The organism is Ruicaihuangia caeni (assembly GCF_040536845.1).
In the GTDB taxonomy this organism is placed as follows: domain Bacteria; phylum Actinomycetota; class Actinomycetes; order Actinomycetales; family Microbacteriaceae; genus Ruicaihuangia; species Ruicaihuangia caeni.
Window position 1 is genome coordinate 1516483 of sequence record NZ_CP159582.1, and the last position, 15774, is coordinate 1532256.

Sequence of the window (15774 nt, forward strand, 5' to 3'; positions counted from 1 at the left end):
GTCCCCCATTCGGGGGATCTGCACTTCAGAATCGGCGCCCGCTTGCCCGGCGCGATGACCTTGGAGGCCGTCACACATGGACACAACAGACACCGAACCGTCGCGGTCGCGGCGGATCATAGGGGCCGCGGCCATCGCGGCCCTTTCGCTCGGGTTCACAGCCCTCGTCACCCCGCCGGCCTTCGCCGCAGACCCCGTCGAGATCGAGATCCTCACGGTGAACGATTTCCACGGACGCCTCGCGCCCGATGGTTCGGTTCCCGGTGCCGCCCAGATGGGCGGCATGGTCGATTACTGGCGCAGCCAGAACCCGAACACCTCGTTCGTCGCAGCGGGCGACCTGATCGGCGCTTCGACGTTCACGTCATTCATTCAGCGCGATCTGCCGACCATCCAGGTGTTCAACGCGATCGGCCTCGACACCAGCTCGTTCGGCAATCACGAGTTCGACGCCGGCCGAGCCGACGTCGACGAGCGTGTGCTGCCGGCGGCCGACTGGCCGTACCTCGCGGCGAATCTCTACGACCGCACCACCGGTGAGCCGGCGTATGAGGAGTACTTCATCCAGGAGTTCGACGGTGTTCGCATCGGTTACATCGGCGGCGTCACCGAGGAGCTCCCGTCGCTGGTGAGCCCCGACGGCATCGCGTCGCTCGAAGTGCGCGGCATCGTCGAGGAGACGAACCGGGTCGCGGCCGAGCTCAGCGATGGCGATGAGGCGAATGGTGAGGCGGAAGTGCTTGTGCTGCTCGTGCACGAGGGCGCCGCGACCCCCGACCTCTCATCGTCGACCGACGACTCGGTGTTCGGTCGGATCGTCACCGGTCTCTCGCCTGACGTCGACGCGATCGTCTCGGGTCACACGCACCTCGCCTACTACCACGAGGTGACCGTGCCAGGCATGGAGCGACCGAGGCTCGTGATCTCGGCGGGCCAGTACGGCATGCAGTACGGGCACTTGAACCTCAGTGTCGACCCCGATACCGGTCAAATCCTCTCGTTCACCGGCGAGGTGCTGCCCATGACCGGGTTCACGCCCGACGCCGAGGTCGCGCAGATCGTCGCCGAGGCGTCCGCCGTGGCCGCTGAGCTCGGGAGCGTGAAGGTCGGCGAGATCACCGACTCCTTCTATCGCGCGGTGCAGAACCCGCAACCGCCGAGCACTCAGAATCCGAACGGCGTGCCGTTCCCGGAGAACCGCGGAGGCGAGTCGACCCTCGGCAACTTCGTGGCCGATGTGCAGCTGTGGGCGACGAGTGCACTGAGCACTGAAATCGCGCTCATGAACCCCGGAGGACTCCGCACCGACCTGCTGTACGCCTCGTCGGGCGCCAACGATCCGAACGGCAACCTCACCTATCGGGAAGCCGCCGAGGTGCAGCCCTTCGCCAACACCCTCGTGACGATGACACTCACCGGTGCTCAGCTGAAGCAGGTGCTCGAGGAGCAGTGGCAGCCGGCCGGTGCGTCTCGGCCGTTCCTCAAGCTCGGGCTGTCACAGGGATTCGAGTACACGTACGATCCCACCGCTGCCCAGGGCGAGCGAATCACGAACATGTGGCTCGACGGCCGACTGATCGAACCGACCGACACCTTCAAGATCGTCGCGAACTCCTTCCTCGCGGCGGGCGGCGACAACTTCGCCACGCTCGCTCAGGGGAGCGGGCGCGCTGACAGCGGCCGGGTCGACCTGCAGGCGATGGTCGACTACTTCGTCGCGAATCCGACGGCATCGCCCGACTACGTGCAGCGCTCGGTGGGCGTGACCATGTCGGCTCCGGGGCCATTCGTGCCCGGAGACTCGTTGACGCTCGACCTCTCGTCGCTGCTGTTCAGCCGGGGCGGTCCGACGACCGGCACCGTCGAGGTCGCGCTGGGCGACACCGTGCTGGGCTCGGCGACCATCGACGGCACCATCGTCGACACGACCGACGAGCAGGGTCGAGCATCGGTGACCGTGACCATCCCGCAACTGCCCGCCGGTGTCGCGACCCTCGTCGTCACAGTGGTCGAGACAGGCACCTCCGTCGAAGTGCCGATCATCATCGAGCAGCCGCTCGAGGCGATCACCAGCACCAAGGCGCCGTGGATCACGGGCAACGCGAGCGTCGGCAAGACGCTCAAGGCGCACGAGGGCAAGTGGAGCGTCAAGAAGCCCGAGCTCAGCTTCCAGTGGCTGCGCGATGGCGAGCCGATCCCCGGAGCGACCGCAGCCGACTACCGGCTGACCGAAGACGACCTCGACGCCGAGATCACCGTGATGGTGACCGCCTCGGCGCCAGGGTTCGCCGACGGCAGCGCAGTCGCGGAACCGGTGACGGTCATGCTCAAGCCCGGCGCATCACGCGGGCTGTCGAAGTGATCGGCCGAGCGCCCGAGATGACGACGAAGGGTGACCCCACCCAGCAGTAGCGTCGTCGCAACAGAAACGGATGCCGTGGCTGCCGCCGCGGCATCCGTTCCTGTTCGTGTCGCCATCGTCGTCATGGTCGAGTCGGGGATTCCGAGCCCTGGTACCGTGAATCCCAGCTTGCTGTCACCGCTGCAACGTCCGACCAGGTGAGGAATCCCATGCCCCGCGTACTCGACTCGATCGCCGACGCCGTCGGCAACACCCCGCTCGTCCGCCTCAACCGGGTGACCGAGGGCCTGCAGGCGACCGTGCTCGCGAAGCTGGAGTTCTACAACCCTTCAGCGAGCGTCAAGGACCGCATCGGCGTCGCCATCATCGATGCTGCCGAGAAGTCGGGCGAGCTGAAGCCGGGCGGCACCATCGTCGAGGCCACCAGCGGCAACACCGGCATCGCGCTTGCCATGGTCGGCGCCGCCCGCGGGTACCGCGTCATCCTCGCAATGCCCGAGACCATGAGCCGCGAGCGCAAGATGCTGCTGCGCGCCTATGGTGCTGAGCTCGTGCTCACGCCCGGCTCGGAGGGTATGCGCGGCGCCGTGGAGCGCGCCAAGCAGCTCATCGATGAGACGCCGGGCGCCGTCGCGGCGAGCCAGTTCGCCAACCCCGCGAACCCTGCGATCCACCGCGCCACCACTGGCGAGGAGATCTGGCGCGACACCGACGGCGCGGTCGACATCCTGGTGGCGGGCATCGGCACCGGCGGCACCATCACGGGCGCCGGTCAGCTCCTGAAGGAGCGCAAGCCCGGCGTGCAGGTCATCGCCGTCGAGCCCGAGGAGTCTCCGATCCTCAACGGCGGCCAGCCCGGCCCGCACAAGATCCAGGGGATCGGCGCGAACTTCGTGCCCGAGGTGCTCGACACCGAGGTCTACGACGAAGTCATCGACGTCAACCTCGGCGACGCCGTGAGCACCTCTCGTCGCCTCGCGACGCAGGAGGGCATCCTCGCCGGCATCTCGTCGGGGGCAGCGGTGCACGCTGCGCTCGATGTCGCGGCGCGGCCCGAGAACGCAGGCAAGACAATCGTGGTGGTCATCCCCAGCTACGGTGAGCGGTACCTCTCCACGGTGCTCTTCGAAGACCTCGCCGACTGACCATGGGCGTGCGCGACGACATTCGCGCCGCGCAGCGCCTCGACCCGGCCGCGCGGGGCGCGTTCGAGATCTGGCTCACGTACTCGGGGCTGCATGCGGTGTGGGGCTACCGCGTGGCGAACCGCCTTTGGCGGGCGAACCTCAAGCTGCTCGCGCGCGTCGTCTCGCAGTTCGTGCGCTTCCTGACCGGGGTGGAGATCCACCCCGGCGCGACGATCGGAAAGCGGCTCTTCATCGATCACGGCATGGGCGTCGTGATCGGCGAGACCGCGACGATCGGCGATGACGTGCTGATCTACCACGGCGTCACACTCGGCGGCAAGGGCAGCGACACGGCTGGGACGCGGCATCCGTCGATCGGTCATCGTGTGATGATCGGGGCCGGGGCGACGCTGCTCGGCGACATCTCGATCGGCGACGATTCGGTCGTCGCGGCGGGTTCGGTCGTGCTCAAATCGGCTCCGGCAGGTTCGCTGATCGCCGGGGTGCCCGCCACGGTGCGCCCCCGCGTCTCGGCCAACCGCTGATTGCTGCTTCGCCGGCGTTCGGCGGGCGCACGTTGGTGGCCGATCGGTCGCATGCCTGCCCGGCTCAACGTAGGGTGTGCCCGTGAGTGAGCCCGCGTCTCTGCCGTACGGATCATGGCCGTCGCCGCTGTCGGCGGCCGGCATCGTCGCGGGTGGGCACCCCGTCTCGGGCGGGCTCCTTGTCGGCGCGGGCCCAGACCGCGAGGTCTGGTGGCTCGAATCGCGGCCGGCCGAACAGGGCCGCCTCGCTGTGCGCGCCGTCGCGCTCGCAGAGGTCGGGCGCGACCGAGCGGATGCCGGGAGCGCGGACTCGACGAACGCTGCTGACGACGCGGGAGTGCGCGACGTGCTGCCCGCGCCGTGGAGCGCACGCTCGCGAGTGCACGAGTACGGCGGCGGCGCCTGGGCGGTGATCGCCGCCGATCACCCGAGCGGGCCGACCCTGGTCTTCGTCGAGCACAGCGATCAGCGCGTGTATCGGCTCGACGCGGGCGCCTCGGAGCCCGTGGCCATCACCGGCAGCGATGTCGATGAACGCTTCGGCGAACTGACTCCCGCCGACGGTGCGGTGCTCGCCGTCCGGGAACGTCACGCCGCCGACGGCGCGGTGAAGCGCGACATCGTGAGCATCGCCCTCGACGGCAGCCGCACAGCATCCGTCGTCGCCGGGTCGGACTTTCTCGCGTATCCGCGGCTGTCTCCCGACGGCACCCGGCTCGCATGGATCGCGTGGGACCACCCCCGGATGCCGTGGGACGGCACCGAACTGCGGCTCGGCACCGTGGTCGACGGCGCAGTCATGGAGTGGACGACGATCGCCGGAGGGCCCGATGAGTCGGTGCTGCAACCCGAGTGGGTGGGCGACGAGACGCTCGTGATCGTCTCCGACTGCAGCGGATGGTGGAACCCCGCGATGATCGAATTGGGCGCCGTCTCTCCGAGCAGCGATCGGCCAGACAGGCCTGTCGTTCGACCCTTGCTGAGCGACGCTGCCGAGTATGCAGCCCCGTTATGGCAACTCGGCACGCGGTGGTACTCGCCGCTGCCGGTGAGCTCGCGTGCCGACGACCACGACCGTGACCACGACGACGGCCACGACCGTGACCACGACGACGACGACGATCACGACCGCGACCGCGACCGCGACCATGGCGACGCTGGCGCCGCGCCGCGCCTGCTGACCGTGTCGTTCGATCCGCAGACGGGCACCGACAGGCTGCGTGTGATCAGCACCGGGCCGGATGCCGCGAGCCCGCGCGACCTCGAACTGCCGTTCAGTTCGATCACGCTCGCCGATGTCCAGCCCCAGACCGGTGAGGCGCTCGTCATCGGAGGCGGCTGGTCGGCGCCGAGCACGCTGCATCTGGTCGACCCGGCCGATGGCCGGCGCCGCAGCATCCGCTCCTGTGATTCGAGCCCGCCCGATACCGACTATCTGCCGCTCGCCGAGCCGATGCGGCTCGGGGGAGTGCCGTGCATCGTGCACCGACCGCGGAATCCCGAAGCCGTGGGCGCGCCAGGAGAGCTGCCGCCCTACATCGTCACGGTGCACGGCGGTCCGACGGCACGCTCGTCCATGGCGCTGAGCCTCGTGAACGCGTACTTCACCTCGCGGGGGATCGGCGTGCTCGCCGTCGACTACGGCGGGTCGTCGGGCTACGGACGAGCCTGGCGCGACCGGCTGCGCGGCCAGTGGGGCGTGGTCGACGTCGCTGACACGGCGTCAGCTGCGCGAGGGCTGATCGATGCCGGCCTCGCCGACCCGGCCCGGATCGCGATCCGAGGCGGCTCGGCCGGCGGGCTCACCGTATTGGCGGCACTCGCCACCACCGACGTATTCGCGTGCGGCGTCTCGTACTACGGAGTCACCGACCTGCTGGCGCTCGCCGACGAGACGCATGACTTCGAATCGCATTACCTCGACGGGCTCATCGGCCCGTTGCCTTTCGACGAGGCGGTCTACCGCGAACGGTCGCCGCTGGCGATGGCCGATCGGCTTCGGCATCCAGTGCTGCTGCTGCAGGGCCTCGACGACCCGATCGTGCCGCCGGCGCAATCGGAGCGGCTGCGCGCGGCACTCGAGCGCAACGGCGTTCCCCACGCCTATGTCGGGTATCCGGGTGAGTCGCACGGCTTCCGCCGGGCGGAGACGCTGATCCACTCGGTGCAGGCCGAGCTGTCGTTCTACGGCCAGCTCTTCGGCTTCGACACTCCGGATGCCCCGGGAGTGGAGCTGTGGCGGCCGTCGAGCCCCGCGGCATCCCATTCCTCTACCTGAGCACGTTCGCCGACGGTTCAGCAACGGACAGGGCAGGCTCAGTGCGGTGTCGGATGCCGCGGCTACCCTTAGCGGCGTGACCCCCGCCTCCGAGACCTCGACCGTCGACGCCGCTGCGCTCGAGACGCTGCGCCGTGTCTTCGGCTACGAGCAGTTCCGCGGACAACAGGCCGAGATCATCGAGCGGGTGATGAGGGGCGGCGACGCGCTCGTGCTCATGCCCACCGGCGGTGGCAAGTCCCTGTGCTACCAGATTCCCTCGCTGGTGCGAGAGGGCTGCGGCGTGGTGATCTCGCCGCTCATCGCCCTCATGCAAGACCAGGTCGATTCGCTCGCAGCGCTGGGCGTGCGCGCCGCGTTCCTGAACTCCACGCAAGACCCCGCGCAGCGCGCCGACGTCGAGCGCGCCTACCTCTCGGGTGAGCTCGACCTGCTCTATCTCGCCCCCGAACGGCTCAGCCTCGAATCGACGCGCGCCTTGCTCGATCGCGGGCGGATCGCGCTCTTCGCGATCGATGAAGCCCATTGCGTCTCGCAGTGGGGCCACGATTTCCGGCCCGATTACCTCGGCTTGTCGGCGCTGCACGAGCGATGGCCAACGGTTCCCCGCATCGCGCTCACCGCCACCGCGACGAAGGCGACGCGGCGCGAGATCGTTGAGCGCCTCGACCTGGGCAGCGCACGCGAGTTCGTGTCGAGCTTCGACCGCCCCAACATCCAGTACCGCATCGAGCCGAAGCAGCAGGCGACTCAGCAACTGCTGCGGTTCATCCGCGCCGAGCATGACGGCGACGCCGGCATCGTCTACTGCCTCTCACGCAACTCCGTGGAGAAGACCGCCGAGTTCCTCGAAGCCAACGGGGTGCCGGCCTTGCCGTATCACGCGGGGCTGCCGGCATCCGTTCGCGCGGCGAACCAGGCCCGCTTCCTCCGTGACGACGGCATCGTGATGGTGGCGACGATCGCGTTCGGCATGGGCATCGACAAGCCCGATGTGCGCTTCGTCGCGCACCTCGATCTGCCGAAGTCGGTCGAGGGGTATTACCAGGAGACCGGCCGCGCCGGTCGCGACGGGCTTCCGTCGACGGCGTGGCTCGCGTACGGGCTGCAAGACGTCGTGCAGCAGCGGCGGATGATCGCCGACAGCGAGGGCAGTGAGCAGCACCGCCGCAACCTGTCGCTTCACCTCGACGCCATGCTCGCGCTCTGCGAGACGATCGAGTGCCGCCGCGTGCAATTGCTCGCCTACTTCGGCGAGCCGGGAAGCCCGTGCGGCAACTGCGACACCTGTCTGCTGCCGGTGCAAGGCTGGGACGGCACCGTGCCCGCGCAGAAGCTGCTCTCGACCATCGTGCGACTCAAGCGCGAGCACAACCGGCAGTACGGCGCGGGCCACATCATCGACATCCTGCTCGGCAAGCAGACCGACCGCGTATCGCAGCTCGGTCACGACAGCCTCTCGACGTTCGGTATCGGCGCCGATCTCGGCGAGTCGCAGTGGCGAGGCATCGTGCGCCAGTTGCTCGCCCAAGGGCTGCTCGCCGTGACGAGCGACGGGTACGGCACGCTCACGATCACCGAGCGCAGCGCTGCGGTGCTGCGAGGCGAGCACGAGGTGAGGCTGCGCGAGGAGGCGTCGCGACCGACCCGCTCAGCCGCCAAGCGGCGTGCGCCGGCGGGCGACCTGCCGGGCGAAGCGGCGTCGCTCTTCGAAGCCTTGCGCGAGTGGCGCCTCGCGCTCGCGCGCGAGGAAGCCGTGCCGCCGTATGTGATCTTCGCTGACGCCACGCTGCGCGGCATCGCGCTGCTGAAGCCCGCCTCGCTCGACGCGCTCGGAACCGTGAGTGGAGTGGGCGAGAAGAAGCTCGAGCGCTTCGGTGAAGCGGTGCTCGAGGTCGTCTCGCCGTACGCCGCGGCATCCGACTCGGTCGCGTGACGGCTCGCATGCCTTCTCAGGCATAGAACACCTACTACCCTGAACCGGTGATCAAGTCGCTCTCGCGCGCCGTGCTGGCGCCCATCGCCCGCGCGATCTGGCGGCCCAAGGTGATCGGTCGCAAGAACGTGCCCAAGCAGGGCGCGGTGATCCTCGCCAGCAATCACCTCTCGTTCATCGACAGCGTCGTGATCACGCTCGTCGCACCCCGGTCGGTGTCGTTCCTGGCGAAAGCCGACTACTTCACGGGCAAGGGCTTCAAGGGCTGGGTCTCGCGCTCCTTCTTCACGTCGATCGGCGCGGTGCCCGTCGTGCGCGGTGCCGGCAAGGCCGCTCAGGACGCGCTCGACTCGGGGCTCGAGATCCTTGAGCGCGGTGAGGCGTTCGCCATCTACCCGGAGGGCACTCGGTCGCTCGATGGGCGCCTCTACAAGGGACGCACGGGCGTCGCGTGGCTCGCGCTGACCGCTGACGTGCCGGTGGTTCCGGTCGCGCTCACCGGCACGCAGGACCTGCAGCCGGTCGGCTCGAGCCGCTTGCGGCTCGCGAAGGTCACGGTCGAGTTCGGCGAGCCGCTCGACCTGAGCAGGTTCGGCGAGGCGCGCTCGGGGCGCGCGCGCCGCCACGGCACTGACGCGGTGATGGAGGCGATCCAGCGGATGTCGGGGCAGACCATGTCGCCCGAGTACAACGAACCGCCCGCCTCGACGATCGTCGAGCGGGTGCGCCGGGCGTTTCGCGGCGACTCCCAGGTGTGACACTGCCGCCGCGCTCCCCGATGCTGCGGCGCTGCTTGGCCCTGGCGCGCTGCTCGACCCTGCCGCGCTGCTCCGCCGTGTCGGTGGTCCCGACCTCCCGCGGCTGAATCACCACGGGTACCGTTCGGTGCATGACGTTCAACCCCAATGCGCGCAGCGGCGGCAGTCGCGTCAGCCGCCGAGGACGCAACACCGGCCTCGCGGTCGGCGGCGGAGGACTCGGCGCGATCGTGCTGTTCCTCATCGCACAGTTCACCGGCTTCGACCTGTCGGGTCTCGCGGGCGGCACCGAGACCACGACGCAGCAGCAGGGAACAGCGATCGAGCAGTGCGAGACCGGCGCCGACGCGAACGCCAACGTCGAGTGCCGCATGGACTTCACGGCTCAGGCGCTCGACTCCTACTGGGAGCGCGAGCTCGGCCAGCAGTACACGTTGCCCGAGTTCGTGCTGTTCACCCAGGGCGTCAACACCGCATGCGGCGCGGCGTCGAGCGCAGTGGGGCCGTTCTACTGCCCGAGCGACGAGACCGTCTACCTCGATGTGAGCTTCTACGACGAATTGCGCACGAGGTTCGGCGCGCAGGGCGGCTCGCTGTCGCAGATGTATGTCGTGGCGCATGAGTGGGGGCACCACATTCAGAACATCACGGGCATCATGGCTCAGGCGCAGCGCGGCGACACCGGTGCGGGCTCGGACGCCGTGCGCCTCGAACTGCAGGCCGACTGCTTCGCCGGCGCGTGGGTCGGTGAAGCGTCGACTGTTCCTGATGAGTCGGGCACGCCGTTCCTCGAACCCGTCACGCGCGAGCAGGTGGCTGACGCCCTCAACGCTGCCCAGGCCATCGGCGACGACCGGTTGCAGCAGCGCTCGCAGGGTCAGGTGAACCCCGACACCTGGACTCACGGCTCCAGTGAGCAGCGCCAGCGCTGGTTCACCGAGGGCTACGAGGGCGGCACAGGGGCGTGCGACACGTTCGCGGTGTCGGAGCGGGAGTTGTAGCAACGGCATCCGGGGTGTCGTGACCCGGAGGTAGCATCGACATTGCAGGGCCGGCTGCTTCGATTCTCAGGAGCACCTCATGGCCATGTCGCACCGTGTGCAAGACGGCATCGACGCTGCCGCCCGCGCGCGTGACGGGTATTCCTCCAATTGGCATCCGATCCTCGCGGCCCGCGAGCAGCAGCCCGGCGAGTGGTGGATGATCGACTCACTCGGCACCCGATACGCCATCGTGCGGATGCTGCAACTCGGTGACGAGGTGGGGTATCGCGCCGTGACCGGCGAACCCGAGGGGCGCCGCCTCATCGGGTACTACCGCACCCTACGGGCCGCGTGCGAGGCTGCGCATCGCGCGTTCGTGCGCTCACACCGACCCGGCCTCCACGACCCGAGCCTGCTGCATCAGTAATCGGTCGCTGCACGTCGCGAGCCGTTTAAACGACGTGGATCGGCCCGGTCAGAGGCTCCTCGCCCGGCTTCTCACCGGTCACGTCGCTCGTGATGTCATGGAACTGATGCGTCGCGCGTCGCTGATCGAGCACGCCCTCGATCGCGATGAGGATCACGGCGAGCAGGATGCCGCCGTACAGCACGTACTCGTTCGGCTCGATGGTCTCGTGCAGCAGCGCGGTCGATACAACCACGAGCAGCAGCGGCTCGACATAGCCGAGCAGGCCGAAGATGCCGAGCGTGAGCAGCCGGCTCGCGATGATGTACGAGCTGAGCGCGACCGCGCTGATCAGGCCGAAGAAGAGCAGTGCCGGGATGAGCATCGGCGATTCGCCGATGGTGCCCAGCGACGTTGGCTGCATCGCGAAGAACAGCGCTATCGGCAACTGGGCGGCGAGCTCGAAGCAGAGAGCGCCCGGGGCATCCAGTCCGAACTTCCGGCGCGAGATGAAGTAGATCGGGTAGCCCAGGGCGATCACGGGGATCGGCCACGAGAGGCCATCGGCCGTGATGAAGGCTGCGCCGATCCCGACCACGGCGGACGCCACTGCGACAAGGCGCAAGCCGGTCAGTCGTTCGCGGTAGACGATGACTCCGAGCACCACCATGGTGAGCGGCAGGAGGAAGTAGCCGAGCGTGGCGCTCAGTGCTTCGCCGTTCGTGGGAGCCCAAGCGAAGAGCCACAACTGCAGGCCGAGCAGGTGCCCATTGACGATCAGCACGAGCGCCAGCCACGGCTGGCGCCTCAGGCGCAGGGCGATCGTGCGTATCGCTCCCCACTCCTTGACCAGCGCGAGCAGGCCCAGCATGAACGGCAGCGCCAGCGCAACCCGCCAGCCGTACATCTGTTCCGGGGTGAGCGGCTGCAGCAGCGTCGGCATGAAGAAGATCGCGCCGAACAGAGCGGATGCCGTGAGCGAGAACAACACGCCGCGTCGCCCGGCATGGGCGTCTTCACGTCGATCCGTTGCTGTCTCGCTGTTCATTGGCTCCCGAATGCAGTGCTCATGGACGGTAGTCGCCTCGCTCGGCGTGTGCCGTTCAATTGTGGTTCACTGCGGCTGGCGCGTCGATGGACATCGTGTCGATCGAACCGGCACCGGTACTCCATTCAGCACAGGCTCACGGCGGCTGGCCGCGGAGTGAATCGCGCGGCAGCGGTCGAAGGCGGAGACCGCGGCGCAGTCCCGGAGGAACCGGTCGACCCGACCGCATCCGCCGTCCACCCATTCAGCCGTTCAGACGTTCAGCTCTTCAGCCGAGTCGATCGCCGGCGAGGATCTCCTCGACGAGCGTCGCATCGCGCAGCAAGTCGGCGTCGTTGCCGGCGGCTCGCTCGAGGGTGATGCCGGCCGCGATGCCGGTCTCCTCTGAGACGCCCGCCGGCAGCGAGATCGCCGGTGTCGCGAGCAGGGTCGCGGGGGTGGAGTTCAGCACGACGGCACGGAGCTGGGCTTCCGCCTCGTCTTGTGAAAGCGTGAGCGCTTTCGGCGGCTCGCCGGTGGTCGTGGGGTACACGAGCGTCGTGACGCGTGAGCGGCCCAGCGCCGAGACGAATCGTTCGTGCATCGCCGCGAGCTCAGCTCTCGCAGACCGGTACTCATCGGGCGAGACCGGCTCATCGAGCGCTGCCCTGAGGATCTCGCGCGTATCCGGGCTCTCGGACACCTCTATCAGCGCTTGCACGGCGTCGGCTCCGTGCGCGGCGCCGAGGTAGTCCTTGATCGCGGGGATCGTCTCGTATGCGAGCACCACGATTCCGAGCTCGAAGCACCGGTCGAGCTCGCGCTGCTCGCTCAACCGCATCACCTCGACCCCAGTCGCGGCGATACGAGACATCGCCTCCTCGAACAGTGCTCGGCGCGCCGGCGTCAACGACTCGCAGGCCTCCTCCAGCACGCCGAGCACCGGCGACTGCGACGCAGCCGAAAGCGACGGGGCTGCTGGAACGCTGCCCAGTACTCGATCGACGAGCGCGACATCCGCCACACTCCTCCCGAGCACCCCGACCGTGTCACGTGAAGGCGAGATGCGAATGACGCCGGATGCCGGGTAGCGCCCGGTGCTCGGACGGAACCCGACCAGCCCGGTGTACGCCGCGGGGATCCGCGCCGACCCACCCGTATCGGTGCCGAGTGCGACTCGCGCATACCGGAGCATGACGGCGAGAGCGCTGCCTCCGCTCGATCCGCCCACCGTGTAGTCGGGGTTCTCTGGATGGAGCGTCGTGCCGAAGGTCGGGTTCACGCCGGTGATGCCGTGCCCCAACTCGTGGAGGTTGGTCTTGCCGACGATCGTCGCGCCGGCCGCGCGGAGGCTCGCGACGACCTTCGCGTCGGCGGTGGCGACGTTCTCGCTGAGGAACCGGGTGCCGCCTGTCGTCGGCAGTCCGGCGACGTCGATGTTGTCCTTGACGGCGACATCCCACCCGTCCAGCACCCCGTGGCCTGTGGCGGGAATGAGCGCGCGCGACGTGAAGACGTCGGCGGCGCGAGGCCGGACTCGTTGTTCGAGTGTCATTGCATGTTCCTAGTACGACACGAACGCACCTGCCGGCGGCTCCGCAGTGGGAACCGCCGGCAGGATGCCGCTCAGGAGACCAGAGCGGTGTCGGCCGACTCCGTCTTGGGGTCGCGCTCGGCCTTCACCAGCGCCCAGAGGTCGTCCACACGCTGCTTCTCCTCAGCCGACTGCGGGCGCAGCACCGAGATGAGCACGAGGGTCGCCGCGTTGAAGATCATCGCGACCAGGCCTGAGGTCAGGCCTCCGAGCCACGGGATCTGCACCGGGTAGAGGGCCTGGAGCACGCTCGCCATGGTGAAGCCAACGAGCATTCCCCAGACGGCGCCTGCGGCCGTGGCGCGCTTCCAGAAGATGCCGAGCAGCAGCGTGGGCGCCAGCTGCACAATGCCCTGGTACGAGATCAGGGCGAGGCCCACGAGTCCGGATACCGAGCTCAGCGTCGAGAGCGCGATCAGCGCCGATACCGCGGTCGTGATGCCCACGGCCCACTTCGCGACACGGGTGTCGGCCCGTGATCCCGGACGCACGACTCCGACGATGTCATTCGCAGCCTGCGCGCCGACCGCCTGGATGTTGGCACCGACGTTGCCCAGGGTCGCGCCGACGACCGCGATCGCGGCCAGCGTGAGCACCCAGATGCCGGCGTCGCCCGCGACGATGAACCACACGTGGTCGGGCGCCGCCGCGACGCGCTCGTCGGACGAGGCGAGGTAGGCCACCGTGAGCACGGCGGTGGTGAACACCAGCATGAGCGGCGCAGCCAGCCCTGCGGTCTTGCGAATCGTGCCACTGCTGCGCGCGGTGAAGAGCCGCACGAAGATGTCCGGCCAGCACCAGGTGCCCAGTGCGCCGGTCAGCGTGATGGCCACCGCGTAGAGGGGGCCGTACTCCTCGTTGGGGCCGAGCAGCGAGGTGAAGCCCTCGGGCACGTCGGAGAACCCGTGCCCGTTCGTCAGCAGCATCACGAGCAGGCCGATCGCGATCACGGTGCCGATGAGGTAGGCGAAGATGCCCTGCACCATGTCGCTGATGATGATTCCGCGCATGCCGTGGCGGACCGTCCAGATCTGACGGACGCCGATGACCACGACGCTGAGCACGATCGCCATGATCGGCACGAGCGACCCGGCCGACAGGTACTCAAAGACCAGTGCCAGCGACTGCAGCCCGAGCACGATCCACGGGATCGTCGCGATGATGCCGATCGCCGAGGCGACCAGTCGCACCGGGCGCGAGCGGTACCGCAGCGCGAGCAGGTCGGACTGCGTGCCGAGGTCGAACTTCTTGCCCCATCGGAACACCGGCTTCGAGAGGGCGACCATGAGCAGCACGCCGAGCAGGGCGTAGGCCATCAGGTAGTACCCGATGATCCCGCTCAGGGCGGCGAGCCCTGCGAAGGAGATGAACACGGTGCCGGGCAAGAACGTGTTGACGTACGCCATCGTGCCGAAGATCGGACCGAACGAGCGGCCGGCCGTTGCGTACGAACTGAAGTCGGTATCGGGTTTTCGCGCTCGCTCCATCGCGACGATCGTGATGATGAGAAAGAGAACGAGGCCCCCGTAGCCGATGAGGATGTCCATGTCGGGATGACCTTCCTTGGTCGAGAACAAATAGTGACGGAACGTTCCGGCAGGCAGTGAAACTAACACCTGCCGCTCGGCCGTGTCAAAGCATGAGGTCTTCGCTGTCGGTTCGGGCGTGAGCCCGGTGCGAGATTTCGGTGCCGCTCAGCTGGCCGCTCAGCCCGCGGGGATGCGCATCACCGGCGACGGCTCGGCTGCGGTCGAGAGCGTCGGGTCGTACCGCGCCATGACGGGCTGTTGGTCGCCCGAATCGGTCGCCAGGAGCAGCTCGACTGATGCGAATCCGAAGCCATGCGGTTCCAGGTTGAGCGTCACGTCGAAGGTCGACAGCGCCTTCGCGTTCGGGCGGCTGGCGTACGCACCGATTCGGAGGCTTCGCGAGGCGTACTGCGGTTGGGAGAGGATCAGTCGAGCGCGCTCCGCGGCATCCTGCCATCCGAAGAGGATCGCGTCGACGCTGGGGTCGCTGAGCACGGCATCGACCGCGTGCTGAAGCTCTTCGTTGGTGGCGAACGGCGGCAGCGTCTGGTGCACGGGCGCGACGCGATGGTCGGCTGCCCACCGCAGATATCCCGCCAGCACCTGCGAGGTCCATGAGGTCTCGTCGCGAAGCTCGGCCCCGATCATCGCCGGATGGTGCGACGACAGGCTCGCGAGCGCGTCGAGCGCCCGATAGCTCTCCTCCGCGTGCTCGATGGCGATCACACCCGTCGTGTGCCGTCTCGCCTCTTCATCCAATTCGCCCGCGACCACCAGCGGCACGTCGGAGTCGGTGAGCGATTGCAGCATCGGGTCGTCGCGCAGCGCATCGATGACGATCACGCCGCGGTACGCGCGCCAGGGATTCGCTTCAGTCGGAACGGTGGTCAGCAGGGTGAGGTCGTAGCCATGCCGCCCCGCGGCGTCCACTGCGCCGAACGCGAAGCCCATGTAGAACTCCATGTCGCGGATGTCGGATGGCACATAGAGGCCGAGCGCCCCGCCGTGTCGCATGCGCAGGCTTCTCGCGGCCGGATTCGCGATGTACCCCGCAGCACGCGCCGCCGCCTGAACGCGCTCTCGCGTGACCGCGGAGACCCGGCCGGTGCCGCTGAGCGCTGCCGCGACCGTGGTCTTCGACAGGCCGAGGCTCTTGGCCAGGTCGACGATCGTGGGCGGTCGCGGGGTCATGGTTCCAGGGTAGGCGGCAAGCGCCCTCCGTCAGACCC

Annotated in this window: 12 protein-coding genes; 8 read left to right on the forward strand and 4 right to left on the reverse strand. The window is 68.5% G+C overall.

Translation table 11 applies throughout. The features are described from left to right. Positions 1–76 precede the first annotated feature (76 nt). The 8 genes from ABV606_RS07045 (at position 77) to ABV606_RS07080 (ending at position 10416) form a co-directional block, all read left to right on the forward strand. Positions 77–2362 (forward strand): bifunctional metallophosphatase/5'-nucleotidase, encoded by a 2286-nt coding sequence (locus tag ABV606_RS07045; RefSeq protein WP_353987189.1) that lies wholly within the window; start codon positions 77–79, stop codon positions 2360–2362. Positions 2363–2571: 209 nt separating this feature from the next. Continuing rightward, on the forward strand, positions 2572–3507 hold the full coding sequence (gene cysK, locus ABV606_RS07050; protein ID WP_353987190.1) for a cysteine synthase A: 936 nt from the start codon (positions 2572–2574) through the stop codon (positions 3505–3507). A 2-nt stretch (positions 3508–3509) separates the two neighbouring features. Beyond that, the gene (cysE, locus tag ABV606_RS07055) at positions 3510–4034 is read left to right on the forward strand and encodes a serine O-acetyltransferase (RefSeq protein WP_353987191.1); all 525 of its coding nucleotides are present in this window, start codon (positions 3510–3512) and stop codon (positions 4032–4034) included. Between the two features lie 82 nt (positions 4035–4116). Then, positions 4117–6312 carry a S9 family peptidase gene (locus ABV606_RS07060; protein WP_353987192.1) on the forward strand — a complete coding sequence of 732 codons (2196 nt, stop codon included), beginning with the start codon at positions 4117–4119 and terminating at the stop codon, positions 6310–6312. After that, the gene (gene recQ / locus ABV606_RS07065) at positions 6251–8248 is read left to right on the forward strand and encodes a DNA helicase RecQ (RefSeq protein ID WP_435414796.1); all 1998 of its coding nucleotides are present in this window, start codon (positions 6251–6253) and stop codon (positions 8246–8248) included. The genes ABV606_RS07060 and recQ overlap by 62 nt, the downstream gene beginning before the upstream one ends. 47 nt (positions 8249–8295) lie before the next feature. Beyond that, positions 8296–9006 (forward strand): lysophospholipid acyltransferase family protein, encoded by a 711-nt coding sequence (locus ABV606_RS07070; RefSeq protein WP_281488224.1) that lies wholly within the window; start codon positions 8296–8298, stop codon positions 9004–9006. 131 nt (positions 9007–9137) lie between these two features. After that, positions 9138–10007 carry a KPN_02809 family neutral zinc metallopeptidase gene (gene ypfJ, locus ABV606_RS07075; protein WP_353987194.1) on the forward strand — a complete coding sequence of 290 codons (870 nt, stop codon included), beginning with the start codon at positions 9138–9140 and terminating at the stop codon, positions 10005–10007. A gap of 79 nt (positions 10008–10086) precedes the next feature. Next, positions 10087–10416, forward strand: a complete 330-nt coding sequence (locus ABV606_RS07080) for a hypothetical protein (protein ID WP_353987195.1) — start codon at positions 10087–10089, stop codon at positions 10414–10416. 25 nt (positions 10417–10441) lie between these two features. Here the strand turns inward: ABV606_RS07080 and rarD are convergent, their stop codons facing one another. The 4 genes from rarD to ABV606_RS07100 form a co-directional block, all read right to left on the reverse strand. After that, complete coding sequence (gene rarD / locus ABV606_RS07085; RefSeq protein ID WP_353987196.1) at positions 10442–11443, reverse strand: EamA family transporter RarD; 1002 nt, start codon at positions 11441–11443, stop codon at positions 10442–10444. A gap of 268 nt (positions 11444–11711) precedes the next feature. Then, positions 11712–12977 carry an amidase gene (locus ABV606_RS07090; RefSeq protein ID WP_353987197.1) on the reverse strand — a complete coding sequence of 422 codons (1266 nt, stop codon included), beginning with the start codon at positions 12975–12977 and terminating at the stop codon, positions 11712–11714. A 71-nt stretch (positions 12978–13048) separates the two neighbouring features. Continuing rightward, positions 13049–14563, reverse strand: a complete 1515-nt coding sequence (locus ABV606_RS07095; RefSeq protein WP_281488230.1) for a sodium:solute symporter family protein — start codon at positions 14561–14563, stop codon at positions 13049–13051. A gap of 159 nt (positions 14564–14722) precedes the next feature. Next, positions 14723–15736 carry a LacI family DNA-binding transcriptional regulator gene (locus ABV606_RS07100; protein ID WP_281488231.1) on the reverse strand — a complete coding sequence of 338 codons (1014 nt, stop codon included), beginning with the start codon at positions 15734–15736 and terminating at the stop codon, positions 14723–14725. Between the last annotated feature and the right edge of the window lie 38 nt (positions 15737–15774).